Origin of the sequence: Tabrizicola sp. (assembly GCF_030373185.1) — a bacterium.
Lineage (GTDB): Bacteria > Pseudomonadota > Alphaproteobacteria > Rhodobacterales > Rhodobacteraceae > Tabrizicola.
Map to the genome: position 1 here is coordinate 342,230 of NZ_JAUCZH010000001.1, position 26,143 is coordinate 368,372.

The window sequence follows — 26,143 nt, forward strand, 5'->3', positions numbered from 1 at the left end:
GTCAGCAAATGACCGATGGCCTCCGGCATGCTCCGGTCGATCTTGCCCCGATGTCGGGGGGCGAAAGCCTTGCCGCCGGGGTCGAGGGCCAGGGCCTGACGGATGGCATGGGATGCCACGCTGGTGCCACGCAGATGGAGGCGGCGGCGCGGGCGGCGGGGAACTCGGAACTCCTTGACGGTTACGCGAAGGATTACCCGCAAGGCCCTCATGATAAACCACAATCCATGTGTCCGGCTTTTGGATCCTTGCGCGTCGGCCTGCGGATGCGGCGGGTGGCGACGGTGCTTTCGGGGTCGGCGTGCTGTGTCTATGGCCTGACCTTTGTAAGCCACTTCTACGGCGCGCGGCGGTCGGTTGGCTATGTCCCTTTCAACTCGGAATCGCTGGTCACGGGGAAGCTGTTCGAAGACATCCGCGACGCCGTGCATGAACTGGCAGACCCGGATCGCTATGACGCAGTGGTGGTAACAAACCTATGTGTTCCAACGGCTTCCGGCGTTCCCTTGAAGCTGCTGCCAAGCGAAATCAACGGTGTGCGCATTGTCGGCATCGACGTTCCGGGTTTTGGCGTGCCGACCCATGCCGAGGCCAAGGACGTGCTGGCTGGCGCCATGCTGAAATACGCCCGCGCCGAGGTTGAGGCCGGGCCGGTTCAGGCCCCCGAGCGCGGCCGTTCCGACCGCCCGGCCGTGGCCCTGCTGGGCGAGATGTTCCCCGCCGACCCGATGATGATTGGCGCGATGCTGGCGCCCATGGGTTTGGCCGCTGGCCCTGTGGTGCCTTGCCGCGAGTGGCGGGAGCTTTATGCGGCGCTGGATTGCGGCGTCGTCGCCGCGATCCACCCCTTCTACACGGCGGCAATCCGGGAGTTTCAGGCGGCTGGTCGCGGCGTCGTGGGATCGGCTCCGGTCGGTTATGACGGCACGATGGGCTGGTTGAAATCCATCGGCGAAGCTTATGGAATTGCTGCCGAAAAGGTGGCCGACGCGCAGAACGCATTTGGGCCTGCGATCAGGGCGGCGCTTGCCGCCACGCCGATCAAGGGACGGATCACGCTGTCGGGCTACGAAGGCTCAGAACTCCTTGTCGCGCGCCTGCTGATCGAAAGCGGCGCGGATGTGCCTTATGTCGGCACGGCATGCGCGCGCAACGAATGGTCGGCCGCTGACCGCGACTGGCTGGAGGCCAAGGGCGTGGTGGTGAAGTTCCGCGCCAGCCTTGAGGATGACCTGACCGCGATCGAGGCGTTCAAGCCTGACCTCGCCGTTGGCACAACGCCGGTAGTGCAAAAGGCGAAAGAACAGGCGATTCCATCGCTTTACTTCACGAACCTCATCTCCGCCCGTCCCCTGATGGGGCCTGCGGGTGCCGGGTCGCTTGCGCAGGTGGTCAATGCCGCCATCGCGGGCAAGGCCCGGATGGAGGGGATGAAGGACTTCTTTGAAGGCGTCGGCACCGGCGATACGGCCGGCATCTGGGAAGGTGCGCCGAACCTGCGCCCCGATTTCCGGGCGATCCATCAAAAGAAACTCGACAAGGCAGCGAAAGCCGCCAAGGCCGAGGAGATGATCTGATGCTGGTGCAGGATCATGATCGGGCTGGCGGCTACTGGGGGGCGATCTATGCCTTCTGTGCCGTCAAGGGCTTGCAGGTGGTGATCGACGGGCCGGTGGGCTGTGAAAACCTGCCGGTGACGTCCGTGCTGCACTACACCGACGCATTGCCGCCGCATGAGCTGCCGATCGTGGTGACGGGGCTGGGCGAGGATGAGATGACCTCTGGCACCGAGGCTTCGATGGCGCGGGCGTGGAAGACGCTCGATCCGGCGCTGCCTGCCGTGGTCGTGACCGGGTCGATTGCCGAGATGATCGGCGGCGGTGTGACGCCGCAGGGGACGAACATTCAGCGCTTCCTGCCGCGCACGATTGACGAAGACCAGTGGCAATGCGCCGACCGCGCGATGACCTGGATCTTCACCGAGTTCGGGATGACCAAGGGCCGGATGCCGCCGGAAAAGGCGCGCGAAGCCCATGACAAGCCGCGCGTCAACATCCTTGGGCCGATGTATGGCACCTTCAACATGGCCAGCGATCTGCACGAAATCCGCCGTCTGGTCGAAGGCATCGGGGCCGAGGTCAACATGGTGATGCCGCTTGGCGCGCACCTGGCCGAGATGCGCAATCTGGTCAATGCCGACGCCAACGTGGTGATGTATCGCGAGTTTGGCCGGGGGTTGGCGGAATGTCTGGGCAAGCCCTACCTGCAAGCGCCGATCGGGCTTGAATCGACGACCAGGTTCCTGCGCCAGTTGGGTGAGATGCTGGGGCTGGACCCGGAGCCTTTCATCGCGCAGGAAAAACATTCCACGCTGAAGCCCCTGTGGGATCTATGGCGGTCCGTAACGCAGGATTTCTTTGCCACGGCAAGTTTCGCGATTGTGGCGAATGACACCTATACCCGGGGTATTCGCAACTATCTGGAAACAGATCTGGGCCTGCCCTGCGCGCTTGCGGTGTCGCGTGTGGCGGGGACCAAGACGAACAATGAGGCCGTGCGTGCTGGCCTGCGCCAGCACCGGCCGCTGATCGTCATGGGGTCGATCAACGAGAAGATGTATCTGGCCGAGATGAAGGGCGGGCATGGCCCGGCGCCAAGTTTCATCCCGGCCAGCTTTCCCGGTGCCGCCATCCGGCGGGCCACGGGAACGCCCTTCATGGGTTACGCCGGCGCGGTTTACCTGTTGCAAGAGGTCTGCAACGGCCTTTTTGACGCGCTGTTCCACATCCTGCCGCTTGGGACAGAGATGGATAGTGCCGCCGCCACCCCCACGACTTTGCGCCGCGATTTCCCCTGGGATGTCGATGCACAGGCGGAACTGGACCGGATCGTGTCCGAGCATCCCATCCTGACGCGGATTTCAGCAGCGCGGACCCTGCGCGACGCGGCGGAGAAATCCGCCCTCGACCAGGGCGCTGAACGGGTGGTCTTCGAATTCGTGGCTGCCCTGCGCGGGGAACGCGCAACGGCTGCCCAAACGACAAACAAGGGAGAGGTCCAATGAGTGATCACACTGTTGGCGGACATGACGACAGCCACGGCACCAGCCATGGCCACCGCACGCCGCGGGCCGAATTCTACGTCTACTTCGCGCTGATCTTCATGGTGGCGATCCCGTTTGCCGCCATTGCCTGGGTCATCGCGCTGGTCCGTGACCGCCATCTACCGGTGCATGGCCCCCTGGCCCGCGCCTGGCGCGAAGCCGGGGCTATCACCCCGGCGATCTTCCGGCCGTAAGGCCGCCAAATTCCGCTTTTCGCGCCCGACCGGCGCGGGGAGTGCGCTTTGCCGGACCCGGAACCCGGCAGCTCGATCTTCCGGTGGGATGTGCGCCCACACCACCGGAAAAACCATTCACCGTATCCCCTCCGTCTATCTGGTGGGGGTGCGGAGAAACTCGGGAAGGCATGCAGCCAACCCGTGAACCCAGCCGCAGGGTATGCGGCGTCAGTCAACCCCTTCGGAGGATAACATGGCTGATAAATCCGACCTGAGTTTCACAGGTCTCACCGACGAGCAGGCGCAAGAGCTGCACTCCGTCTACATGAGCGGGCTTTGGCTGTTCACGGCCGTAGCCGTGGTCGCTCATCTGGCGGTGTTCATCTGGCGTCCGTGGTTCTGAGGAGGAACAAGACATGTCCAAGTTCTACAAAATCTGGCTGATCTTCGACCCCCGCAGGGTGTTCGTTGCGCAGGGCGTTTTCCTGTTCCTGCTGGCAGCGATGATCCACCTCGTGCTCCTGAGCACGCCTGGCTACAACTGGCTTGAAGAAGCCGGTGCGCGCGCAATCGCCGCGCAAGCTGCCAACTAGGCCACGGCCTTCGTTGCGGGCGGCGGTCTTACCGCCGCCGCCCGCCACATTCAAAGGGACATCACATTCCGGGAACTCGCGTCCCGCGCCCGATGCGCGACCCCGGACAAAGCGGAGAAAGAAGCATGGCACTGCTCAGCTTCGAACGAAAATACCGCGTGCCGGGTGGCACGCTGGTCGGCGGTAACCTGTTCGACTTCTGGGTGGGGCCGTTCTACGTCGGGTTCTTCGGCGTGACGACTTTCTTCTTTGCCACCCTCGGGACGATACTGATCTTTTACGGCACGGCGCTGGAAGGGGTCTGGAACCCCTGGCTGATCTCGATCGACCCGCCGGCTGTCGAATACGGGCTTTCCTTTGCGCCGTTGCGCGATGGTGGGCTTTGGCAACTGATCACGATCTGCGCGATCTGCGCCTTTGTGAGTTGGGCGCTGCGCGAGGTGGAAATCTGCCGCAAGCTGGGGATGGGCTACCATGTGCCATTCGCCTTCGGCGTGGCGATCTTCGCTTATGTCACCCTTGTCGTGATCCGGCCGGTTCTGATGGGGGCCTGGGGCTATGCCTTTCCCTACGGGATCTGGACGCACCTCGATTGGGTGTCGAACACGGGCTACACCTACGGCAATTTCCACTACAACCCGGCCCATATGATCGCGGTGAGCTTCTTCTTCACCAACGCGCTGGCCCTTGCGCTGCACGGCGGTCTGATCCTGTCCGCGGCAAATCCTGAAAAGGGCAAGGAAATGCGGACGCCGGATCATGAAGACACCTTCTTCCGCGATTTCATCGGCTATTCGGTCGGGACGCTGGGCATCCACCGCCTTGGCCTTCTCTTGGCGCTGAACGCGGGGTTCTGGAGCGCGATCTGCATCGTGATTTCAGGCACCATCTGGTTCGACCAGTGGGTCGTCTGGTGGGATTGGTGGCTGGAGCTGCCGTGGTGGGCTGACATTGCGGGAGGCGTAAATGGCTGAGTATCAGAACATCTTCAACCAGGTGCAGGTTCGCGGCGCCCCGGAAATGGGGTTGGTCGAGGGCGTGGATCTGGCCAACCGGACCCGCGGTGCCAGTTTCTCGACGCTGGCGGGCTGGTTCGGCAACGCCCAGCTTGGGCCCGTCTATCTTGGCACGATGGGCGTGATCTCGCTGTTTGCCGGGGTCGTGTGGTTCACCATGGTGGGCGCGTGGTTCTGGCATCAGGCCGGCTTCAACCCCGCCGTCTTCCTGCGTGACCTGTTCTGGCTGTCGCTGGACCCGCCATCGCCGGAATATGGCCTGCGCTTCCCGCCGATTGCGGAAGGCGGCTACTTCCTGATCGCTTCGTTCTTCCTGCTGGTCTCTGTGCTGGCCTGGTGGGTGCGCAGCTATCTGCGGGCGCAAGCCCTTGGCATGGGCAAGCATGTGTGCTGGGCCTTTGCCTCTGCCATCTGGCTGTTTCTGGTTCTGGGCCTGTTCCGGCCGATCCTGATGGGATCATGGAGCGAGGCGGTGCCTTACGGCATCTTCACGCACCTCGACTGGACCAACAACTTCAGCCTGACCTACGGCAACCTGTTCTACAATCCGTTCCACGCGCTCAGCATCGTCTTCCTGTACGGGTCGGCCCTGCTGTTTGCGATGCACGGGGCAACGATCCTGGCTGTCAGCCGCTTTGGCGGCGACCGGGAGCTTGAACAGATTGCCGACCGGGGGACCGCATCCGAGCGCGCCGCCTTGTTCTGGCGCTGGACGATGGGGTTCAATGCCACGATGGAGGGCATTCACCGCTGGGCCTGGTGGTTTGCGATCCTTGTCACCCTTACGGGCGGCATCGGGATCCTGCTGACAGGCACGGTTGTCGACAACTGGTATGTCTGGGCGCAGGACCACGGCTACGCGCCGATGAACTGAGGAGAGCGATAATGTCTGACGACTATTTCCGCGAAGGGCGCTTTGCCAGCCTTGCCTACTGGGGCCTTGGTCAGATGATGAAGGGGGCCGGCATGGCCGCAGCCTTTGTCCTCGCCATCGGTCTGGTGTTCGGGGTGATCTACGCTGTTGGCCTGCTGTTGCCCGAAGAAAGCAAGCAGGCGCCGGACCCGAACACCTGGAGCAGCCTTGTGCTGGTCGAGGCTTCGCAGACGGTCTGAACCAAGCATCGGGGGGCGGAGCTTTCGCCCCCCGCATTTCCATCCGGGCGATTGCCAGCCCGGTTCCGGGGCGCAACCACAGCCCGGTTCCCTTCCTGTTGGCGACAGGAACCTGGTGCCGTGTGGGTCACTTCCGCACGGCACTTTTTTCTTTAAAGGAGGCTTCGATGGACCAGATCAGCCGCACTCCGACCCTCGACCGAGTGGCCTGTCCGGCCGATCTGAAGCCGCTCAGCGATGCCGAACTTGGCCTGCTTGCGCAAGAGTTGCGGCAAGACACGATCGAGACGGTCAGCCGCACCGGCGGGCATCTGGGGTCTTCTCTGGGGGTGGTTGAACTGACCGTGGCAATCCACGCCGTCTTCAACACGCCCTTCGACAAGCTGATCTGGGACGTGGGCCATCAGTGCTATCCGCACAAGATCATCACCGGGCGGCGCGACCGCATGGGGACGCTGCGGCAAAAGGGCGGGCTCTCCGGGTTCACCAAACGGTCGGAATCCGATTTTGACCCGTTCGGCGCGGCGCATAGTTCCACCTCGATCTCGGCCGCCCTCGGGTTTGCGATGGGGCGGCAGATGGGGATGCCGGTGGGCGATACCATCGCCGTCATCGGTGACGGGGCGATCACGGCGGGCATGGCCTATGAGGCGATGAACCATGCCGGGCATCTGAAAGAGCGGCTGTTCGTCATCCTGAACGACAATGACATGTCCATCGCGCCGCCGGTCGGGGCGATGTCCACCTATCTGAACGCGATTGCCGAGAAAGGCCCCCTTGCCATGCTGCGCGCCGCCGCAGAGGGGCTGGAGGCAGCATTGCCGGGTCCGGTCCGCGATGGCGCACGGCGGGCGCGGGCGCTGGTGACCGGCATGCCGGGCGGTGGCACGCTTTTCGAGGAATTCGGCTTTGAATACATCGGCCCGATCGACGGGCATGACATGGGCCAGCTTCTGGCCACGCTGCGGGCGGCCAAGGCCCGGGCGTCGGGGCCGGTGCTGATCCATTGCGTGACCGTCAAGGGCAAGGGCTACGGCCCGGCCGAAGGGGCGGATGACAAGTATCACGGGGTGGCCAAGTTCGACGTGGCCACCGGCGCGCAGGTCAAGGGCAAGTCGAACGCGCCCAGCTATACGCAGGTCTTTGGCGATACGCTGACCAGGATGGCGGCAAGCGATCCGAAGATCGTGGCAATCACGGCGGCGATGCCGGGCGGCACGGGGCTTGATATCATGGCCAAGCGGTTTCCGGGCCGGGTGTTTGACGTCGGCATTGCCGAACAGCATGGCGTGACCTTTGCGGCAGGCCTTGCCGCATCGGGCATGCGCCCTTTCTGCGCGATCTATTCCAGTTTCCTGCAACGCGGCTATGACCAGATCGTGCATGACGTGGCCTTGCAGAACCTGCCGGTGCGCTTCGCCATCGACCGGGCCGGGCTGGTCGGGCAGGACGGGGCGACCCATGCCGGGGCCTTTGACATCGGCTTTCTGGCCAGCCTGCCGAACATGACCGTTATGGCGGCAGGGGATGAGGCCGATCTGGTCCACATGATTGCCACCGCCGTCCAGCATGACAGCGGGCCGATCGCCTTTCGCTATCCGCGCGGCGAAGGGGCCGGGGTGGAAATGCCAGCAACGGGCGTCCCGCTGGAAATCGGCAAGGGCCGGGTTGTGCGGGAAGGTGACAGTCTGGCGATCCTGTCTTTCGGCGCGCATCTGTCCGAGGCGCTTCTGGCCGCCGAAATGCTGGCCGAGGAGGGGCTAAAGATCACCGTGGCCGACGCCCGCTTTGCCAAGCCGCTGGACACCGCCCTGATCGACCGGCTGATCGAGACGCATGCCGGGCTCGTCACGCTGGAACAAGGCGCGCATGGCGGATTTGGCGCGCAGGTGCTGCATTATCTGGCAGGCTCGGGCGGGCTTGACCGGGGCCGCCTGATCCGCACCTTGACGCTGCCCGACAAGTTCATTGATCAGGCAAGTCCGGCGGAAATGTATGCCGAAGCCGGGCTGACCGCCGCCGATATTGCACAGACCATGCGTGGACTTGGCGCCGGGCTGGGGCAAAAGCCGGTACCTCTGACGCGACCGAAGCTGGTCTGATCCGGCCGATCCGAGGCTTGCTTTTTTGCGCATGCGGGGTCAGGTTGCCCTCAAGGCAATTTGAGGTATCGGTATGTGGGATTTTAGCGTTTTCAAGGCATTGGGCCTTATGGCGCAGACAGCGCCTTTCGTGATCTTTCGGGTCATCGTCTATTTCGGGATCACGGCGGCACTGATCGTCATCACCGGAACCGGGGCGGGTGTCGGCTACGGCGTCGGCTTGCTCGGGGATGAGGACTTCAGGGCGACCAGCACCTTCTGGGGTGGGGTGGCCGGGTTCGGTCTGACTGCCGGGGTGATCTTTTTTCTGCGCGATTACCTGCTTTACATCGTCAAGGCCGGCCATATCGCGGTAATGGTGGAACTTCTGGACGGCAAGCAGGTGCCGGGCGGGCAGGGGCAGATTGCCTATGCGCGAACGGTGGTTACCGATCGCTTCGGTCAGGCCTCGGCGCTTTTTGCGCTGGATCAGCTGATCAAGGGGGTGATCAACGTTGTGACCGGGCTGGTGCAAGGATTGCTGTTCATCCTGCCGATTCCCGGGCTTGACCGGATCATGGGCGCAGTGCGGGCCTATCTGCGGCTGGCGGTCGGGCTGGTGGATGAGGTGATCCTTGGCCACGCGATCCGCACCCGGTCGGAAAACGCTTGGGAAGCGGCGCATGACGGCTTGGTGCTTTATGCCCAGAACGCGCGCCCGATGCTGGTGAACGCTGCATGGTTGACGCTGATCACATGGGCGCTGGCGGTGCTGGTCTTCGTGGCCATGCTGGCTCCCGCAGCGGCCGTGGTCTGGCTGTTGCCGGGGGAAAGCAGCGCCGGAATGTTCATCTTTGCCATCGTCTTCGCCTGGGCCACAAAGGTTGCCCTGATCGAGCCCTTCGCTGTCGCCTGCATGTTGCAGGTGTTTTTCAAGGTGACTGAGGGGCAAGAGCCGAACGCCGAATGGCGCGGGCGGCTGACCCAGACTTCGGACAAGTTCCGCCGGCTTGGGGAAAAGGCTGTCGGCTGGCGTCCGGACCGGGCAAATGGCGCGGAAAGTGACGCCTGATAGCCCCGGCCAGGTGTTTCGGGCCGGATCCATGAAATGACGGACATCGCCCGTTGCGACGGTCATGGTTCTGTGGCAAGAGAAATATGAAGATGTCCAGCCCGATGAGTTGAGAATGAGTGAATTTGCCAGCCGTCGCGTGATGATGGTGGATACGCAGGTCCGCCCGTCGGACGTGACGAAGTTTCCGATCATTGATGCGATGCTGTCAGTCCCGCGCGAAGTCTATGTTCCCGATGATCGTCGCGAGGCGGCCTATGTGGGCGAAAACCTTGCAATCGGCGCGGGCCGGGTCATGCTTGAGGCCAGGACACTTGCCAAGCTGCTGGACGCGCTGGATATTCAGCCTGATGAACTGGTTCTGGATCTGGGCTGCGGTCTTGGCTACAGCGCGGCCGTCATCGCCCACCTTGCCGATACCGTCGTTGCCGTCGAGCAAGACGAGGCTATGGCCGCCGACGCGCAGCGTCTTCTGTCCGAAGAAGGCGTGGACAATGCGCTGGTGATCGCCGGTCCGCTGGTGACGGGCGCACCCAAACATGCGCCCTACGATGTCATCACCATTCAGGGCGGGGTCGAGACGGTGCCAGAGTCGCTTTTGCACCAGCTCAAGGACGGCGGCCGGATCGGTGCCATCTTCATGGATGGTGCGCTTGGGACTGCCATGATCGGATTCAAGAGTGAAGGTGGCGTCAGCTGGCGTTCGTCCTTCAATGCCACAGCCCCGGTGCTGGATGGCTTTCGCAAGGCGCGTGCCTTCGTCCTTTAGGATGGTGCGTGTTTTGTCTGGCCCGGGTCTGGACCCTGCCGGATGACTGATTGGACCGCCTGCGCCGATCGCGCAGGCCAAGGAAAGGCGAAACGGGATGCGCGCTTGGTGTAAGGCAATGGCGGTGACAGTGGCCGGGGTTCTGGCCGCGCCGGTGGCAGGGGCTGAAACGCTTGCCGATGCATTGATCGCGGCATATCGCAACTCCAACCTTCTGGACCAGAACCGCGCGGTACTGCGCGCGGCAGATGAGGATGTGGCTCAGGCCGTGTCGACGCTGCGGCCGGTTGTGGCATTTACCGGTCGGGCGGGATGGAGCCGGACAGAGGTGAATGCTCTGACGGTAAACGAGGGGCTGACTTCATCCCTGACGCTGAGTGCCGACCTGACCCTGCTGGACTTTGGCCGCAACCAACTTGGAATCGAGATTGCTCGTGAAAGCGTTCTGGCGACACGGCAGGCGCTGGTCGATGTCGAACAGCAGGTGCTGCTGGCTGCTGTATCGGCCTATGTCGATGTCCGGCTGGCACAGGAAGTGGTGGCGCTGCGGCAAAGCAACCTTCGCCTGATCACTCAGGAACTGCGCGCTGCCGAAGCCCGGTTCGAGGTGGGCGAGACGACGCGGACAGATGTAGCGATTGCGCAGGCGCGCCTTGCAGCGTCACGCTCGGCTCTGGCCTCGGCTGAAGGCAGTCTGATGATCGCGCGCGAGGCCTACAAGGCCGCGACCGGTGCCTATCCGGGCCGGCTCGCGGCATTGCCTAAATCGCCCGCGCTGCCGCACAGTCTGGAAGCGGCACAAAGCGTGGCACGCTCGACCCATCCCGCTATCTTGCAGGCCCAGCATCTTGTGACAGTTGCCGATCTTCAGGTGGATCTGAGCAAGGCCGCGACGCTGCCTACGGTGGGGGCAGGGGCTTCGATCGGACTTGATCAGGACGGCAATAGCACGCAAAGCGTGGGCCTGACTTTCAACCAGACCATCTATGCCGGCGGACGGCTTTCCTCGTTGATCCGTCAGGCCTTGGCTGGCAAGGACCGCTCGCGCGCCGCCTTGCAGCAGACTGCGGTCGGCGTGTTGCAGAATGTGGGCGTGGCATGGGCCAATCTTGCGGTTTCGGCTGCGTCGATTCAGGCGTCGGACCAGCAGATCCGCGCCGCGCAGACCGCCTTTGACGGTGTGCGCGAAGAAGCGGCGGCAGGTGCGCGCACGACGCTGGATGTGCTGGATGCCGAGCAGGAACTGCTGGATGCCCGCAACGCGCGGCTTCAGGCCGAGGCACAGCGCTATGTCGGCGTGTATCAGGTGCTTTCCACCATGGGCCTTCTGACGGTCGATCACCTGCAACTTGGCATCGCCACCTATGACCCCAAGGCCTATTTCGATACGGTCAAGCGGGCGCCGGCGCATTCGGCACAAGGCAAGAAGCTGGACCGCATTCTGGAAAAGATCGGCAACTGATTCTGCGGCTTGATGAGCGTGAGCGAAATTCGTTGCTCTGCATGGGGTTGGCGGGTTAAGCTAATCTTCAGGATGCGCGGACGATAACGGAAGGCGCGGATGTCAGAGCCTCTCAGCACCGATGATATCGAGGATGTGGTTTCCTCGGTCCGCAGGCTGATTTCGCCTGAGGCGCGGCCACGCCCGGTGTCGCGGGATCTGGGGCAGGACAGGCTATTGCTGACGCCAGCCTTGCGGGTTGTCTCGGAGCCGGAAGTTTCAGTGGATGAAATCGCTGCACCGGAAGCTTCCCTTCCGCAGGAAGCACCTGTCCCGGAAGCTGCTTCTTCCTTGATACTTGACGCCTCGGCGGGCGAGGTCGAGGTCTTGGCGGAGGTCGGGGCATCCGAACTCGTCGCGGAAGCCACCCCGGAAGCCGCCCCGGAAGCCCCGATGGCCGATCTGATGACGTCTGAAGATCCCGAAGCCCCGCTGCATGTTGTCGACGGGGAATGGGAAGACGCTTTCTGGAGCGAACCTGAACCCGCCCTTGCCGAATTGGCGCTTGGTGCCGAAGAGGCCGAACTGGTGCTGGCCGATGACGTGCTGCCCGCCGCTGGCGATCTGGATCCCGCAACCTGGGGGCAGGATCAGGACAGCGTTGCGGATGACGAGCCGGTTCCCTTTGTGGCGATCCACCGCAGCGCCGCAAAAGCTGCCGCCGCAGGTGTGTCTCTCGACGAAGGCCAGCCCGGGGGGGCGGCTGTCGATGCCCCGGAGTCCTGCCATTCAGATGCAGAACCGGCAGATTGCGCGCTCGCAGATACTGAACCATCGGAGGCCGACGCGTCTGTCAGCGGACCTCCGGCATCGGATCTTGAGACCGTAGAGTCGGCCGATGCCGGGTCGGCCAGGGATCTGCCGGAACCTGAAGTGGAACTGCCGAAACCTGAAGTGGATCTGGCGGAACCTGAAGTGGATCTTGCGGCCAACTATGGTCTGGTCGGGCCGGTTGAGGACGAAGAACAGAGTCCGACATCCGGGCTCGCGGCAAGCGGCATGGCCGAGGTGCTGACCGATCAGGATGGCAACCCGGTGACTGTGCTGGACGAGGACGCGCTGAGCCAGATCGTGCGCATGCTGATCCGCGAAGAGCTTCAGGGCGTGCTTGGCGAGCGGATCACTCATAACGTCCGCAAGCTGGTGCGTGCGGAAATCAACCGTGCCTTGACGGCAAAATCGCTGGATTGACTCGCAGTTCTGCCGGGTCAGAAAAAGCAAAACGCGCCCGAATTGGGCGCGTTTTTCAATTCGTAGACCGGGCGTCCGGCTTTCAGGCGGCTTCGGCCTGCTCTGCCTCAAGCGCATGGCGCCGTTCGGATTCTTCGCGGCTGAGCGCAACACTGGTGCGCACGCCCTTGGACACGAATTCCATGAGGCCCTTCACAACGCGCTCATTCGGGTCGATCCCGGCGCAGGACAACACTTCACGCCCGTCGCGCGAGCGCGCCCAGCGGGCGATCTGGTCGGGGCCGTTGCCGTATTTCTTGTCATCCGCGATGGCATCATCCAGCGCAGCCAGAACCACGGCCGCAAAGAGTTTGCGCGCACGCTGGCCTTGTTCGAAGTTGAAAGCGGTGCTGTCGATGGAATCCAGCATCGGATGTTCCCTTATTCTTGCTCTTGTCTTTCTTGGCGTCCGTGGGTTGTAACGGTTTGAATACGATTCGGGGGTTCAGTTTTCGAATGGCTGCTATGCGCTTAATGCATAGGTCAGCTTTGCAACCCCTGTATTTAGTCGTCTTGCCCGGATGCGTAAGCCCATATATAGGGACCGCTTAAGATTTAGCAACCATTGCGCGAAGGTTTGGCCCCCAATGCCGAAGATCAACGGAAACGAAATCCGCCCCGGGACAATCGTGGAACATGACGGCGGGCTTTGGGCCTCGGTCAAGGTCAACCACGTCAAGCCCGGCAAGGGTGGCGCCTTCGCACAGGTGGAATTGAAGAACCTGCGCGACGGCAGGAAGCTGAACGAACGCTTCCGGTCGGAAGACAAGGTCGAACGGGTGGATCTTGAGATGAAGGACCAGCAGTTCCTGTATGAGACCGACGGGCGGCTGGTGTTCATGGACAGCCAGACCTACGAGCAGATCGAACTGGATGCCGAACTGCTGGGCGACCGGCGCCCGTTCTTGCAGGACGGCATGACGGTGTCGGTCCAGTATTTCGGCGAGGAACCGCTGAACGTGACCATCCCGCAAAAGGTGACCTGCAAGGTGGTCGAAACCGAGCCAGTGCAGAACGGCCAGACCGCCAGCAAATCCTACAAGCCCGCCGTGCTGGACAATGGCGTGCGGGTCATGGTGCCGCCCTTCATCAACGTGGATGAGATGATCATCGTCCATACGGAACTGATGGAATATTCCGAACGCGCCTGAACCTCGGCGGCCAGGAATTTTCTGTAAATATGCCTGGCTTCAATCCAGCGGACGAAGGATGGCCTCGCCTGCCTGCATGACCGGGGCAATCCGGTCAAAGCGCAGATAGGCGATGGCCTGCCCGCCGCTTTGGGTGAAAAGCTGGCCGATGGTTTTGCCTGCGGTGGTGATCTCGGTGCCAATCGGGGCGCTGCCGTTGATGGCCACGCGCGCCAGACCCTTGCGCAGTTCGGTCTTGTGCTTCATCCGCGCGGTCACTTCCTGCCCGACATAGCAGCCCTTGCGGAAATCGACGCCGTGCAGGCGTTCGAATCCGGCTTCAAGGATGTAGCTGTCGTCGGGGATCAGCTCGACCCCGCTTTCGGGGATCAGGTGTTCCACGCGGATCCGGCCCCAGTCGATGGCGGGCGCGGTGCCGGGGGCCGTGGTCCATGCCCGCCAGCCAAGGGCTGCGTGGCGCGGGTCGGGCAGGGCGCCGGGCGGGGCCTCCCCAAGCCCGCGCTGCACATGAAGCGCTGCGGGTGCGATCTGCACGTTTGCGCGCAGCCGATACATTGTCAGCCGACGCAGGGTGGCTGGGGCAAGCGCCGTGGCGATGTCGATCAGAAGTCCGTCGTCTGCCGTGGTCGCCGCAGGGCGGACCACGAAGAAATCGGCCAGATACTTGCCTTGCGGGGTCAGAAGTGCGGCCCAGACGATGCCGGGTGCGGCCTCAAGGGGCCGTAGGTCGTTGGAGACCAGCCCTTGCAGAAAGGTCAGCGCATCGGGGCCAGTCACGGCCCAAAGGGTGCGGTCGGGTGCGGCTTCGCCGGGGGTGTTTCGTTCCATGGCCGTGATCCTAGGCGCGGATCGGGGCGGGCGAAAGATCAGTCACGCAACTGTGCCTGATGCAGTTGTGCATAAAGCCCGCCCTTGGCCAAAAGCGCGGCATGGCTGCCTTCTTCGACCACCCGGCCCTGATCAAGCACAAGGATCTTGTCGGCCCCTTTGACCGTCGACAGCCGATGCGCGATCACCAGCGTCGTTCGCCCCGCCTGCGCCCGGGCCAGCGCGGCCGAGACCGCCGCCTCGGTTCGGGTGTCCAGCGCCGAGGTCGCCTCGTCCAGCAGAAGAACCGGTGCATCTGCCAGAAGCGCGCGGGCGATGGCGATCCTTTGGCGCTGGCCACCCGAAAGCGACGATCCGCGCGGACCGGCGGGGGTATCGAGGCCGGCGGGCAAGGTGGCGACGAAGCCAGCCACCTCGGCGTCCGACAAGGCGGCGTCAAGTCGGGCGGCACCCAGATCGGTGCGGCCAAGCAACAGGTTCTCGCGCAGGGTTTCGTCAAACAGCGCCGCATCCTGCGAGACCGAGGCAAGAAGGGCGCGCTGGTCGGACAGGCTCATCGCGGTGACATCGACGCCACCGATCAGGATGCGCCCGGCCTGCGGTTCGATCAGCGCCGAGATCAACTGGAACACCGTCGACTTGCCCGCGCCTGAACTGCCGACAAGGGCGGTGACGCGGCCCGCCTCAGCCGTGAAGGTCAGCCCGTTCAGGACCGGGCGGTCAGGATAGGCGAAGTGGACATCTTCAAACCGGATTTCCGGCGCGCCGGGGGCGGGGCGGGCAAGGCTGACGGCGGGCCGGGTGCCAGAGGGGCGGGTGTCCAGAAGGGTGAAGATCCGTTCAAGACTGGCTTCGGCCACCTGCCAAAGACCGGCCAGATCGCCCAGACGGCGGATCGGCTGGAAGGTCAGTGCCATGGCGGTGAAAAAGGCCATGAACTCACCCGTGGTGCGGGTGCCTTCGGCCACTTCGCGCCCGCCAAGGATCAACACGACAAAGAAGCCCAGCCCTGTCACCACATCGACAAGGCCCGGCATGGCCGCGCGACCAAGGGCGGTCTTCACCTCGGCGCGGATGATCTGGTCGATGATCGCCTTGAAGCGGCTGGATTGATAGGCCTCCATCCGGTTCAGCTTGACGGCCTGAATGCCGTGAAAGATCTCGTCCAGCCTTGTGGCGCGCAGGCCCGATTGTTCGCGCATATGCATGGTCTTGCGCCGGATATAGCGGCGCAGCGCAAAGGCCGGCAGCATCAGCAAGGGCGTGCCGATCAGGGCAGCGGCGGTCCAGACCGGGTCAATGTAGATCGCAACCGCGAACAGCCCCAGAAGCGACACCAGATCACGCCCGACCCCGCCGATCACCAGCGTGGCGGCCCCTTGCGCGGCAAGGGTGTCGCCCTGCACCCGCTCGATCAACTGACCGGGCGAGTTGGTCTGGAAGAACCCGGCATCCAGCGTCAGCAGATGGCGCAAGAGATCGGCCTGCATCGCCCCCGCCGCCGTCTGGTTGACCCGGGCCAGCAGCCAGCGACCCAGAACCGACGTGACGGCGCGCACCACGAACAACCCCAGAATGGCCCCCCCGACCCAGATCAGCGCCCCCGATCCACCGGGGGCAAAGACCTGATCGAACAAAGGCTCAATCATGTAGGACAACAGGCCAAGGGTTGATCCCTCGATCGCCATCAGCAGGAAGGCCAGCCCCATCAGGGGCAGATGCGGCCGCAGGTAGCTGCGCCAGAACCGGCTGAACAGCACGCGGGATGGATAGGCGCGGGGGGGCTGCAAGGGCGGCGGGCCTTTCGGGCAAGGTCAAGGGGGGTTTAGCGGGAAACCGGGCCTGCCTCAAGCAGGCCGCGCGCAGGCCGCCCATTGACGCGGCCGGTGCATTGACGCGGGCAGCGGGCGGGCCTAGCCATGTCGCATCAGAGATGGAGACACCCATGAGCCTTGCCAACGGCCGCCCCTACCTTGCCATTCCCGGCCCCTCGGTCATTCCAGACCGGGTGTTGCAGGCAATGCATCGCGGGTCGCCCAACATCTATGAAGGCCATCTGATCGAGATGGTCGCAAGTCTCTGGCCTGATCTGCGGATGGTGGCGGGAACCACGGGTCATGTGGCGATGTATATCGGCAATGGGCATGCGGGTTGGGAAGCAGCCAATGCCAACCTGTTCAGCCGAGGCGACAAGGCCCTTGTGCTGGCGGTGGGGCAGTTCGGCACCTCATGGGCCAATTCCGCGCGGGCGATGGGGGTGGATGTCGAGGTGCTGGATTTCGGCAAGTCCGCGCCCGCCGACATGAACCGGGTCGAGGCGGCCTTGCGGGCTGACAGCGGCCACAAGATCAAGGCGGTGCTGACGACGCAGGTCGATACCGCAAGTTCGATCAAGACCGACATCCCGCGCCTTCGGGCGGCGATGGATGCGGCGGGGCATCCGGCGCTTCTGGCGGTGGATTGCATCGCGTCATTGGGCTGCGACGAATTCCGGATGGATGAATGGGGTGTCGATGTCACCGTTGCGGCCTGCCAGAAGGGGCTGATGACCCCGCCGGGGCTGGCCTTCGTGTGGTTCTCGGAACAGGCACGGCTGCGCTGTGCCGGGGCTGACCTTGCCACGCCCTACTGGGCATGGGGTCCGCGCGCCGAAGCCGAGGAGTTCTGGCAGCTGTGGAACGGCACCGCGCCGACCACCCATCTTTATGGCCTGCGTGAGGCCTTGGACATGCTCCATGAAGAAGGCATGCCGCAGGTCTGGAACCGTCACCGGGTGCTGGCAGGCGCGGTCTGGGCCGCGTTTGACGCATGGTCGGCGGGCAACCCGGCTATCGCGATGAATGTGGCCGATCCGGGCGACCGGGGCTGGTCGGTCACGGCGGCCCGCTTCGGTGCGCCCCATGCCACCCGGTTGCGCGACTGGTGCGAGACGAAGGCGGGCGTCACGCTTGGCATCGGCCTTGGCATGGCCCCGTCCACCGACCCGGCCTATCACGGTTTCCTGCGCGTGGCACATATGGGGCATGTGAATGCCCATATGACCCTTGGCGCACTTGGGGTGATGGAGGCGGGGATGCAGGCCCTGGAAATTCCCTATGGCCCGGGCGCGCTTGCGGCGGCGGTCAAGGCGGTGGCAGCGGCCGCCTGACGCAAACGCTGCCGGTTTGCCCGATCAGCCGCCGTTCGCGGCCAGCCAGTCCTGCATCCATCTGATTTCGGCTTCCTGAGCCGCGATCACCGCTTCGGCCAACGCCTTCACCTCGGGGTCGGACCCGTGTTCCAGCACGATCCGAGCCATTTGGACCGCGCCCTCATGATGCGGAATCATGCCTCGAATGAAATCCACATCGGCATTGCCGGTAAACTCGATCGCCATTCCCTTGTGCATGCGGTCATTGGCTTCCATGAAGGCCATCGAGGATGCCCCCATATCGCCCATCATCGCACCATGACCGGAATGGTCCATGGTTTCCTGCGCCAGAAGGGGCGTGGTGGCGACCAAAGCGGCGGCAGCGCCGACAAACGCCACGGAAAGCGCAAGGGTGCGGGTGCGAGTCATTGGGAAAGCTCCTTCGTTGTCATCAGGGGTTTCATGCGACCTTCCCACGGGGGAAGGAAACTCATATCCGCGTGAGACTGCCCGGATAAGCAGCACTGTGCGGTTGCGAAGCCGGACTGTGCGCGGGATTTGTCCTGCGCACCCTTTGCCAAAACGTTGCCAGACGATAGACTGTTACCTGTGAACAGGTTCAAGGGTGCAAGAATGCAAGGCAGGGGGCAGCGGCCCGTCGTCGGGATCATCGGCAACAGCTTTCTCTTAAATGACCATTACCCGGTGCATTCCGGAGGCACGATGAATTCCACCGCCGTGGCCGAGGTTGCGGGCTGCCTGCCCTTGATCATCCCGTCGGACCCGCGCCTTGTCGCAGTTGAAGAACTTCTGGAACTCTGCGACGGGTTCCTGCTGACCGGTGGCCGCCCCAACGTCCACCCCAGCGAGTACGGTGAAGAACCGACCCCCGCCCATGGCTGCTTTGACCGTTGCCGCGATGCTATCACGCTGCCCTTGATCCGCGCCTGTGTTGACCGGGGCCAGCCGTTCCTTGGCATCTGCCGCGGCTTTCAAGAGGTGAACGTGGCGATGGGCGGCACGCTTCATCCCGAAATCCGCGATCTTCCCGGCCGGATGAATCACCGCATGCCGCCCGAAGGTACGCTGGAGGAACAGTTCGCCCTGCGCCACCCGGTCAGCTTTACCGAAGGCGGGCCATTCCACCGGCTGATGGGCGCGCGCGAGGTGATGACCAACACGCTGCATGGCCAGGGCATCGCCCGGCCAGCCCCGCGCGTGGTGATCGACGGCACCGCCCCCGATGGCACGCCCGAAGCGATCTACATCAAGGGTGCGCCCGGCTTTACCCTTTCGGTGCAATGGCATCCGGAATGGAACGCCAGCAACGATCCGGTATCCCGACCGCTGTTTCAGGCGTTTGGGCAGGCTGTGGCAGCATGGGCAGGACGGAAATCCGTTCCTGAAGCCCCAGTTGCCGCCGCCCCGGTTTCAGCCCCGCGCAAATCCGCCTGACACGGCTTTCCCTTCTGTCAATATCCCCCGCGGAGCGACGGAGCCAAGCGGGCCTTGGCCCGCGTCGGCGACCTGAATGGCTTGCGGCGGAACGCCGCTCCAGCAGATCACCGGCCAGATCACCGGCAGTCGGGGTGCGAACGTCGGATCACAAGGGCCGCAGCTTCAGCTTGACCAGCCGGTTGTCGCGTTTTGACACCACCTCGAAGCGAAAGCCGTGAAAGCTGAAGACCTGCCCCTCGCTCGGGATCATCTGGGCTTCATGAATCACAAGGCCTGCGATGGTATTGGCCTCGTCGTCGGGCAGTCGCCAGTCGGTCGCACGGTTCAGGTCGCGGATCGTCATGGCACCGTCGATCAGGAAAGCACCGTCTTCGGTCCGACTCATCGCTGAATCCTTTTGCACGACATCGAATTCATCCGTGATGTCGCCGACAATCTCTTCAAGGATGTCTTCCAGCGTGATCAGTCCTTGCAGGGTGCCATATTCATCGACGACGAGCGCAAAATGCGTCCGCCGTTTCAGGAACTCCCGCATTTGTTCGTCCAGCGTCGTGGTGTCCGGAATGAAGTATGGCTTCATCGCCACTTTCACGATGTCAAGCGCGCCAATCCCGGCGACCGGGCCGTCATCGTTCCGGACCAGACGGTCCATCTCGCGCAAGAGATCCTTGGAATGGACCACGCCCAGAATGTTGTCATCGCTATCGCGAAAGATCGGCAGGCGGGTATGGGGCGAAGCAAGGATCCGGGTAATGATTTCCCCCGGGGGCAGATCGGCATCGATCATCTCGATCTGGCGGCGGTGGCGCATGATCTCGTCCACCGTCCGGTGGCCAAGGTCCAGCGCGCCCAGAAGGCGGTCGCGGTCTTCCTTTTCCACCGCGCCCTCGGAATGGCCAAGCGCGATTGCCCCGGCTATTTCCTCGCGCAGGGCCAGCATCTCGCCGCTGGGGTCGGGGCGCAGGCCGAAAAGGCGCAGGACGTTTGATACCAAAAACCGCACCAGGCCGATGATAGGTGCGAAAACCACGATCATCACCCGGATGATCGGGGCGACCCGCGAAGCGAAGGCTTCGGGGAAGGTGATCGCGATCGTCTTCGGCATGACCTCGCCAAAGACCAGCACCAGTGCCGTCATGATCAGGGTGGCAAAGGCAACGCCACTGTCGCCGAACATCCGGGTCAAAAGCGCGGTGGCCAGCGAGGCCGCAAGGATGTTGACGATGTTGTTGCCCAAGAGCAGCGCGCCGATCATCCGTTCGCGGTCTTCGGTCACCTTCATCGCGGCCACGGCCCCGCGCGAGCCGCGGTCCGCCTGTGATTTAAGTTTGGCCCGGGACGCCGCCGTCAGCGCGGTTTCCGAACCAGAGAAGAAGCCGGACAAGACAAGCAGCGCCAGAATGGCGGCGGCGGTCAGCCAGAATGCGGTGTCAAGCACGGCAGAGGGTGCAGCGTCCATCGGGTGTCTTACAGTCCTTTTCTGTCAGGCCTTTCTGGCCAGTGGGTGATGGGTCAGAACCAGTTTTGAGAGGTGGTCGTCAAGTACATGGGTGTAAATCTCGGTCGTGGCCAGATCTGCGTGGCCCAGAAGCGTCTGAATGACCCGCAAATCGGCCCCCCCGGCCAGAAGATGCGTGGCAAAGGCATGGCGCAGCACATGTGGCGTGACGCGGGCGGGCGAAAGGCCGGCCAACACGGCGATATCCTTCAGCATCAGGTGAAAATGCTGTCGGGTCATATGGCCTTCGCGACCGTCGCCGGGAAACAGGAAACGGGACGGTGTCTTGCCTGCCTTGCGTCCGGCCTCGTCTGCCGCGTCCCGGCTGGACAGCCAGTCCGACAGGGCCGCGCGGGCCGGAGCAGACAGCGGCACCATCCGTTCCTTGTCGCCCTTGCCGCGCACAAGGATCATGCGTGGATCGCCGCGCACGGCGACCACCGGCAGGCTGACCAGTTCGCTTACCCGCAGACCGGCGGCGTAAAGAAGTTCCAGAAGGGCCGCGTTGCGCAACCGGTCGGCAGGGGTGCGGCCCTTGGTGCGGGCGGCATCGATCAGGCGGACCACCTCGTCGCGGTCAAGCGTCTTTGGCAGGCTATGGCTCTTGCCCGGTCCGGCAAGGCGCAAAGCGGGGTTGTCGGCGCGCCAACCTTCTTCGAAGGCAAAGCGGTAAAGCTGACGAATGGCTGACAGGCGGCGGGCGCGGGTGGCCTTGGACAGGCCCTGCGCATCACAGTGGACAAGATAATCTTCCACCGCATCGCGCCCCGCGTCGGCAAAATCCTTGCCCCGGCGCGTCAGCCAATCGGCAAAATCCGACAGGTCGCGGCCATAGGCAAGCTGCGTGTTGCGTGCGGCCCCCATTTCAGCGGTGCGGGCGTCAAGGAAGGTGGAAATCCATCGGCTTGCTTCGGGATCGGGCATCATCAGCCCCTGCGTTCCAGAATCATCAGTTCAAGCGCGGTGCGTTGCGCCACGCTTTCCAGCCCGGTCGCGCGCAAGAGCGACAGCCCCTCGGTCACGCCGCGCAGATCACCCTGCACACCGCGCCCGATGTTCTCGATGGCCAGCAAGATCGCTTCGCCCCGGCGATTGTCGTCCAGCAGCGCCTGACCCTCGGCCGAAGGCGCGGGCGTACGAAAGGCGGTGGCAATCGCGCGGCCCATGCTGTCGGGCGCGACAAGGCCAGTCAGATCGCCAAGGGCAAGGCCCGCCAGAAACGCTTCGGCGGTATTGGAAGCTACATGGCGGCGGGCGGCAATCTCGCGCGAGGGCGACAGAAGGCCGGTGCGAAAGGCAATTGCGGCCGCCGCGCCCTGCAATGGCACATCGATCAGCGGCTTGCCGAACAAGATGGCAAAAGGCACCTCGAGTTCCGCCTGCTGCATCTGCGCCCAGACGACGGGCAGGGCCTGTGCGATCCGGTCGGGGTTGCCGGACGCCAGCGCGGATTCAAAGCGCTGAAAGGCTGCGGCCCGGTCCCAGACCCCGCCCGAGGCGGCGGGCTGGCGTTCCGTGTAAAGCCCAAGGATCACGTTGGGGGGGATCGTTCCGCCACGGGTGAGGCGTTCGGCTGCCTCGATCTGGGCCTTCCAGCCGGCCTTTGGGCTGATTTCGGCATAGGAAAAGGCGACGGGCAGGCCTTCGGTGGGCAAAGGCTCGCCAATGGCCTCGTAAATCTTCCAGTCGAGTGGGGTGACCGGGTTTGGCGGTGGCGGCACCGGGTCACCTTCGTAAAGGTCGGGGTCAAGAAAGCGCGACAGCAGCTCCGCCTGATCGGCGCTGATCCGGCCAAGGGCTTCTGAGGTGCGCACGGTAAGGGCGGCGGTGTCCCAGTCGCCCGACCGGGCAAGACAGAAGATCCGGGCCGGCACCGTAGGCGCAAGATGCGGGGTTTCGGCCATGGCGTCGCAGGCGCGGTCCTCGGCCCCGGTGAGCAGGGCCACGTCGAAGCTGCGGCGGAACATTTCAGGTGTGTTCGCCCCTGCCGCGTGGATCAGCGCTGCCGCCTGTTCCAGCGCGCCAAGCGCCAAGAGCTTGTCGATACGGACCTGCAGGAGATCCCCGCGTCCGCCGGCATCAACCGGGGCCGCAACCTCCGCCAAGAGGATGGTCAGGAACAACTGACGCAAGGCCGGAAGGTCGCCCGCACGGTCCAACGTCAGCCGCTCGGCAATCTCGCGCGTCAAGCCGGCACCCCACAGATCCTTTGGCAAGCCGGATACGGCAGGCGCGATAAGCCCGACCGCATCGGGAGCGGGACCATCAAGCGATGTGGTCGCCACGGGTTCCGGCATCGCGCCACCCTGGCCGGTGACCGGGGGCTCGTCGATTGCCATAGGCAGACCGCCGGTGTCTTGTGCGGCCGGTGTGGCCACCGACTGCGACAGCCAGTCTATTGCGGAAAGCGGGCCGCCCGCGCCGACCGACGCGGTTTCCTGGGCCAGGACGGGTGCCGCGAGCTGTCCCGCACCTGCCAGAAGGACAAACAGACCTGTCGCGTTAATCCGCATTCAACACCACAGGCTTCTTCACTTCGTCTTGCGCAGGGGTCAGATCGCCCAGATAGGCAAAACCCGTCAACCCGATGAAGGCGAAAATCACCAGCACAACCAAAGCCTTGATGATTCGACCCATCGTCTTGCCCTTCCTCGTCGTCTTGTCGGGCAGCGTATCTGCCCGCCTTTTTTTGCCCGCTCCGCCAGCCTAACTGCCAATGGCGCGGGTTTCTCTTCACAATCTATATAGCATTCTGGAAAACTTCACGCCATTCAGGGGGGAATATTTCCCGTCGGCGCAGCTTTGCCCGGCGGGCGGGCGGAAGGATCCTGATGGCGCGTTTGCTAAAGACTGTGGTGATGGTCGGGATGATGGGGGCGGGCAAGACCGCCGTCGGCACCGCGCTTGCCCGGCTGCTGGGGGTAGAGTTCCGGGATTCAGATGACGAAATCGTCCGCGCCGCCAATCGAAGCATCGCCGAGATCTTTGAGCGCGACGGTGAAGCCTTCTTCCGCGCCCGCGAGACCGAGGTGATCGCCCGCCTTTTGCGCGGAACGCCGTGCATTCTGTCAACCGGGGGAGGTGCCTTCCTTTCGGCGACGAATCGCCAGTTGATCCACGATGTCGGGGTCTCGGTCTGGTTGCGGGCGGATCTGGAACTCTTGTGGCAGCGCGTCCGTCACAAGACGACCCGCCCGCTTTTGCGTACGCCGCACCCGCGTGAAACCCTGCGCACGCTTTACGAGGCGCGGCTTCCCTTCTATGCCGAGGCCGATCTGGTGGTGGACAGTGCCGCCGATCTTTCGCTGGAAGACATGGCGGTCCGAGTGGCTGAGGCCTTGCGGACCCGACCGGATGTGCTGGAGGACTGATCTTGAACAGGGTGGCAGTTGACCTCGGGGAACGGTCCTACGAGGTACGGATCGGCACGGGCCTGATCGGTCGTGCGGGCGCCGAGATTGCGCCCCTTCTACGCCGCAAGCGGGTGGTGGTGGTCACCGATGAAACCGTGGCGACTGCGCATCTGCCCGCCTTGACCGCCGCCCTGACGGCCGAAGGGATTGCCGTCAGCGCCCTTGCCCTGCCGCCGGGGGAAGGTACCAAGGGTTGGGTCAACCTTGCCCGCTGCACCGAATGGCTGCTGGAAGAAAAGGTGGAACGGCGCGATGTCGTACTGGCGCTTGGCGGCGGGGTGATCGGCGACCTTGTGGGCTTTTCCGCCGCGATCCTTCGGCGCGGGGTGCGCTTTGTGCAGCTTCCCACCACGCTTCTGGCGCAGGTTGACAGCTCGGTCGGTGGCAAGACCGGTATCAACACCGCCCAAGGCAAGAACCTTGTCGGCGCCTTTCACCAGCCAAGCCTTGTCCTGGCTGATATCGGCGTGCTGGACACCTTGCCCGACCGCGACCTCTTGTCCGGCTATGGCGAGGTGGTGAAATACGGCCTTCTGGGCGACGCCGATTTCTTTGACTGGCTGGAGCAGCATGGCCCCGCCCTGCGCGCCGGTGACGCGGCTGCGCGGTTGCATGCCGTGACCCGGTCGGTGGAGATGAAAGCCGGGATCGTCAGCCGTGACGAGACCGAAGAAGGCGAACGCGCGCTTTTGAACCTTGGCCATACCTTCTGCCATGCCCTTGAAAAGGCTACAGGATATTCAGACCGGCTCTTGCATGGCGAAGGCGTTGCCATTGGCTGCGCGCTGGCGTTCGAACTGTCGGCCCGGATCGGCCTGTGCAGTCAGGAAGACCCCAGCCGCGTGCGCGCGCATCTGCGCGCCATGGGGATGAAGGTCGATCTGGCCGATATCCCCGGTGATCTGCCGGGCGCCGAGGCGCTTATTGCGCTGATGGGGCAGGACAAGAAGGTGATCGACGGCCGGTTGCGGTTCATCCTTGCCCGCGGGATCGGCGAGGCTTTCGTCGCGGAAGACGTGCCGGGCGACATGGTGCAGAAGGTGTTGGCTGACGCATTGGCCGGACGCTAGTCCGTCAGGAATTCCAGCACCGGGCCAAGGCTTGCTGCGGGGTCTTCCTCTTGCGGCACATGGCCAAGGCCGGGCAGGGTGACCAGCCGCGCGTCGGGCAGTTCGGCAAGATAATCCTCGGCGTTGGAAACCGGGATCATTGCGTCATTTTCACCCCACAAAAGCAGGACTGGCACCTGAATTGCCCGCAGGAACGGTCCCGGTTCCACCAGCACCGTCTGCCGCATCCGCGCCAACATCGCCTGCCGGTTTCCGGGGGCCAAGAGCAGCGCGTGATACCGTTCCATCACAGCATTGCTCAGCGCCCGGGGGTCGGCGTACGCCGCTTCGATGTTCGGCCGCAACGCCCATTTCGGCAGGGCAAACCGCATTACCTCCAGGACCACCGGCACTCGCGGAGGCTTGCCATAGTCGAACCCGGGGCTGGCGTAACCATCGGGTGAGATCAGAACCAGCCGGTCCACCCGGTCCGGGTGCGCGGCGGCAAAGCGCCATGCCAGCCGCCCGCCGATGGAATTGCCCGCAAGCGTGGCCCGGCTGACGCCCGATTGGTCCAGAACCGCCAGCAGTTGCGAAATGGCACGCTCATCGCTGTAGATACCGTCCGGGTCCGGCCCCGACAGGCCGGTCCCCGGCAGATCATAGCGGATCACCCGGTATGGCCCCGCCAGCCGTTCCGACCACACGTCAAACGTGTGCAGGCTTGACCCGATGCCATGCAGCAAAACGATTGCGGGCGCGTCCCGTGGGCCATCGTCGCGCAGATGCAGCCGCAGTCCCGCGATCTGCACCAGATCCCCCGGGGCGCGAAGATAGGTGGCCTCCAACTCGGCCCGTGGCCGGTCTGGCGTGTAAAGCCAGATCACCAGAGCCGCAGCGATGCCCGCGATTATCGACAGACCCCAGATCATCATGCGTGTCACGCGCGGCCCTCTGACTGA

Annotated in this window: 27 protein-coding genes; 18 read left to right on the plus strand and 9 right to left on the minus strand. The window is 63.9% G+C overall.

Annotated features, from left to right (window positions below; translation table 11 throughout):
* The first annotated feature begins 50 nt into the window (after positions 1-50).
* The 13 genes from bchY (at position 51) to QUV21_RS01690 (ending at position 12,615) form a co-directional block, all read left to right on the plus strand.
* Entirely contained in the window at positions 51-1,577 is a 1,527-nt protein-coding gene (gene bchY / locus QUV21_RS01630; protein WP_300853463.1) for a chlorophyllide a reductase subunit Y, read from the plus strand.
* Positions 1,577-3,064: a chlorophyllide a reductase subunit Z gene (gene bchZ, locus QUV21_RS01635; RefSeq protein ID WP_300852712.1), complete on the plus strand. Its 1,488-nt coding sequence runs from the start codon at positions 1,577-1,579 to the stop codon at positions 3,062-3,064. Before bchY ends, bchZ begins: the two co-directional genes overlap by 1 nt.
* Positions 3,061-3,297: a cytochrome PufQ gene (gene pufQ, locus QUV21_RS01640; RefSeq protein WP_300852714.1), complete on the plus strand. Its 237-nt coding sequence runs from the start codon at positions 3,061-3,063 to the stop codon at positions 3,295-3,297. The genes bchZ and pufQ overlap by 4 nt, the downstream gene beginning before the upstream one ends.
* Positions 3,298-3,532: 235 nt before the next feature.
* The gene (pufB, locus tag QUV21_RS01645; RefSeq protein WP_300852716.1) at positions 3,533-3,682 is read left to right on the plus strand and encodes a light-harvesting antenna LH1, beta subunit; all 150 of its coding nucleotides are present in this window, start codon (positions 3,533-3,535) and stop codon (positions 3,680-3,682) included.
* Between the two features lie 13 nt (positions 3,683-3,695).
* Complete coding sequence (gene pufA / locus QUV21_RS01650) at positions 3,696-3,872, plus strand: light-harvesting antenna LH1, alpha subunit (RefSeq protein WP_300852718.1); 177 nt, start codon at positions 3,696-3,698, stop codon at positions 3,870-3,872.
* Positions 3,873-3,997: 125 nt separating this feature from the next.
* On the plus strand, positions 3,998-4,846 hold the full coding sequence (gene pufL, locus QUV21_RS01655) for a photosynthetic reaction center subunit L (RefSeq protein ID WP_300852720.1): 849 nt from the start codon (positions 3,998-4,000) through the stop codon (positions 4,844-4,846).
* On the plus strand, positions 4,839-5,762 hold the full coding sequence (gene pufM, locus QUV21_RS01660) for a photosynthetic reaction center subunit M (RefSeq protein WP_300852721.1): 924 nt from the start codon (positions 4,839-4,841) through the stop codon (positions 5,760-5,762). Before pufL ends, pufM begins: the two co-directional genes overlap by 8 nt.
* 11 nt (positions 5,763-5,773) lie before the next feature.
* Positions 5,774-6,001, plus strand: coding sequence for an RC-LH1 core complex protein PufX (gene pufX / locus QUV21_RS01665; protein WP_300852723.1), 228 nt, complete (start codon positions 5,774-5,776; stop codon positions 5,999-6,001).
* Positions 6,002-6,168: 167 nt separating this feature from the next.
* Positions 6,169-8,103: a 1-deoxy-D-xylulose-5-phosphate synthase gene (gene dxs, locus QUV21_RS01670; protein WP_300852725.1), complete on the plus strand. Its 1,935-nt coding sequence runs from the start codon at positions 6,169-6,171 to the stop codon at positions 8,101-8,103.
* A 73-nt stretch (positions 8,104-8,176) separates the two neighbouring features.
* Positions 8,177-9,154 carry a hypothetical protein gene (locus QUV21_RS01675; RefSeq protein ID WP_300852727.1) on the plus strand — a complete coding sequence of 326 codons (978 nt, stop codon included), beginning with the start codon at positions 8,177-8,179 and terminating at the stop codon, positions 9,152-9,154.
* Positions 9,155-9,269: 115 nt separating this feature from the next.
* Positions 9,270-9,923 carry a protein-L-isoaspartate O-methyltransferase gene (locus QUV21_RS01680; protein ID WP_300852729.1) on the plus strand — a complete coding sequence of 218 codons (654 nt, stop codon included), beginning with the start codon at positions 9,270-9,272 and terminating at the stop codon, positions 9,921-9,923.
* Between the two features lie 97 nt (positions 9,924-10,020).
* Entirely contained in the window at positions 10,021-11,385 is a 1,365-nt protein-coding gene (locus tag QUV21_RS01685) for a TolC family outer membrane protein (protein ID WP_300852730.1), read from the plus strand.
* A gap of 99 nt (positions 11,386-11,484) precedes the next feature.
* Positions 11,485-12,615 carry a hypothetical protein gene (locus QUV21_RS01690; protein WP_300852731.1) on the plus strand — a complete coding sequence of 377 codons (1,131 nt, stop codon included), beginning with the start codon at positions 11,485-11,487 and terminating at the stop codon, positions 12,613-12,615.
* A gap of 82 nt (positions 12,616-12,697) precedes the next feature.
* On the opposite strand, the gene QUV21_RS01695 is transcribed toward QUV21_RS01690, so the two are convergent.
* Positions 12,698-13,024: a DUF6280 family protein gene (locus tag QUV21_RS01695; protein WP_165019318.1), complete on the minus strand. Its 327-nt coding sequence runs from the start codon at positions 13,022-13,024 to the stop codon at positions 12,698-12,700.
* A 217-nt stretch (positions 13,025-13,241) separates the two neighbouring features.
* Between QUV21_RS01695 and efp the strand changes: the two genes are divergently transcribed.
* Positions 13,242-13,805, plus strand: a complete 564-nt coding sequence (gene efp, locus QUV21_RS01700) for an elongation factor P (RefSeq protein ID WP_300852734.1) — start codon at positions 13,242-13,244, stop codon at positions 13,803-13,805.
* A gap of 39 nt (positions 13,806-13,844) precedes the next feature.
* Here efp and QUV21_RS01705 read toward each other — a convergent pair whose 3' ends face one another.
* Together QUV21_RS01705 and QUV21_RS01710 are read right to left on the minus strand one after the other, a co-directional pair.
* The gene (locus QUV21_RS01705; protein ID WP_300852736.1) at positions 13,845-14,633 is read right to left on the minus strand and encodes a folate-binding protein; all 789 of its coding nucleotides are present in this window, start codon (positions 14,631-14,633) and stop codon (positions 13,845-13,847) included.
* 38 nt (positions 14,634-14,671) lie between these two features.
* Positions 14,672-16,342, minus strand: coding sequence for an ABC transporter ATP-binding protein (locus QUV21_RS01710; protein WP_300853464.1), 1,671 nt, complete (start codon positions 16,340-16,342; stop codon positions 14,672-14,674).
* Positions 16,343-16,578: 236 nt separating this feature from the next.
* Here QUV21_RS01710 and QUV21_RS01715 point away from each other — a divergent pair, with 236 nt between their 5' ends.
* On the plus strand, positions 16,579-17,781 hold the full coding sequence (locus QUV21_RS01715) for an aminotransferase class V-fold PLP-dependent enzyme (protein ID WP_300852737.1): 1,203 nt from the start codon (positions 16,579-16,581) through the stop codon (positions 17,779-17,781).
* 24 nt (positions 17,782-17,805) lie between these two features.
* Here the strand turns inward: QUV21_RS01715 and QUV21_RS01720 are convergent, their stop codons facing one another.
* Positions 17,806-18,192, minus strand: coding sequence for a DUF305 domain-containing protein (locus tag QUV21_RS01720; RefSeq protein WP_300852739.1), 387 nt, complete (start codon positions 18,190-18,192; stop codon positions 17,806-17,808).
* 204 nt (positions 18,193-18,396) lie between these two features.
* On the opposite strand from QUV21_RS01720, the gene QUV21_RS01725 reads away from it, so the two are divergent.
* The gene (locus QUV21_RS01725) at positions 18,397-19,218 is read left to right on the plus strand and encodes a gamma-glutamyl-gamma-aminobutyrate hydrolase family protein (protein ID WP_300852741.1); all 822 of its coding nucleotides are present in this window, start codon (positions 18,397-18,399) and stop codon (positions 19,216-19,218) included.
* A gap of 148 nt (positions 19,219-19,366) precedes the next feature.
* Here the strand turns inward: QUV21_RS01725 and QUV21_RS01730 are convergent, their stop codons facing one another.
* The 4 genes from QUV21_RS01730 to QUV21_RS01745 are packed head-to-tail and all read right to left on the minus strand — an operon-like array spanning position 19,367 to position 23,356.
* On the minus strand, positions 19,367-20,680 hold the full coding sequence (locus tag QUV21_RS01730; RefSeq protein ID WP_300852743.1) for an HlyC/CorC family transporter: 1,314 nt from the start codon (positions 20,678-20,680) through the stop codon (positions 19,367-19,369).
* A 24-nt stretch (positions 20,681-20,704) separates the two neighbouring features.
* Entirely contained in the window at positions 20,705-21,643 is a 939-nt protein-coding gene (locus tag QUV21_RS01735; RefSeq protein WP_300852745.1) for a tyrosine recombinase, read from the minus strand.
* 2 nt (positions 21,644-21,645) lie between these two features.
* The gene (locus QUV21_RS01740) at positions 21,646-23,232 is read right to left on the minus strand and encodes a hypothetical protein (protein WP_300852747.1); all 1,587 of its coding nucleotides are present in this window, start codon (positions 23,230-23,232) and stop codon (positions 21,646-21,648) included.
* The gene (locus tag QUV21_RS01745; protein ID WP_300852749.1) at positions 23,222-23,356 is read right to left on the minus strand and encodes a hypothetical protein; all 135 of its coding nucleotides are present in this window, start codon (positions 23,354-23,356) and stop codon (positions 23,222-23,224) included. Before QUV21_RS01745 ends, QUV21_RS01740 begins: the two co-directional genes overlap by 11 nt.
* Before the next feature lie 146 nt (positions 23,357-23,502).
* Between QUV21_RS01745 and QUV21_RS01750 the strand changes: the two genes are divergently transcribed.
* Both QUV21_RS01750 and aroB read left to right on the plus strand, forming a co-directional pair.
* Positions 23,503-24,090 (plus strand): shikimate kinase, encoded by a 588-nt coding sequence (locus QUV21_RS01750; protein WP_300853465.1) that lies wholly within the window; start codon positions 23,503-23,505, stop codon positions 24,088-24,090.
* Positions 24,087-25,202: a 3-dehydroquinate synthase gene (aroB, locus tag QUV21_RS01755; RefSeq protein WP_300853466.1), complete on the plus strand. Its 1,116-nt coding sequence runs from the start codon at positions 24,087-24,089 to the stop codon at positions 25,200-25,202. Before QUV21_RS01750 ends, aroB begins: the two co-directional genes overlap by 4 nt.
* Here the strand turns inward: aroB and QUV21_RS01760 are convergent.
* On the minus strand, positions 25,199-26,116 hold the full coding sequence (locus tag QUV21_RS01760; protein WP_300853467.1) for an alpha/beta hydrolase: 918 nt from the start codon (positions 26,114-26,116) through the stop codon (positions 25,199-25,201). The two genes, aroB and QUV21_RS01760, sit on opposite strands and share 4 nt — an antisense overlap.
* Positions 26,117-26,143: the final 27 nt, after the last annotated feature.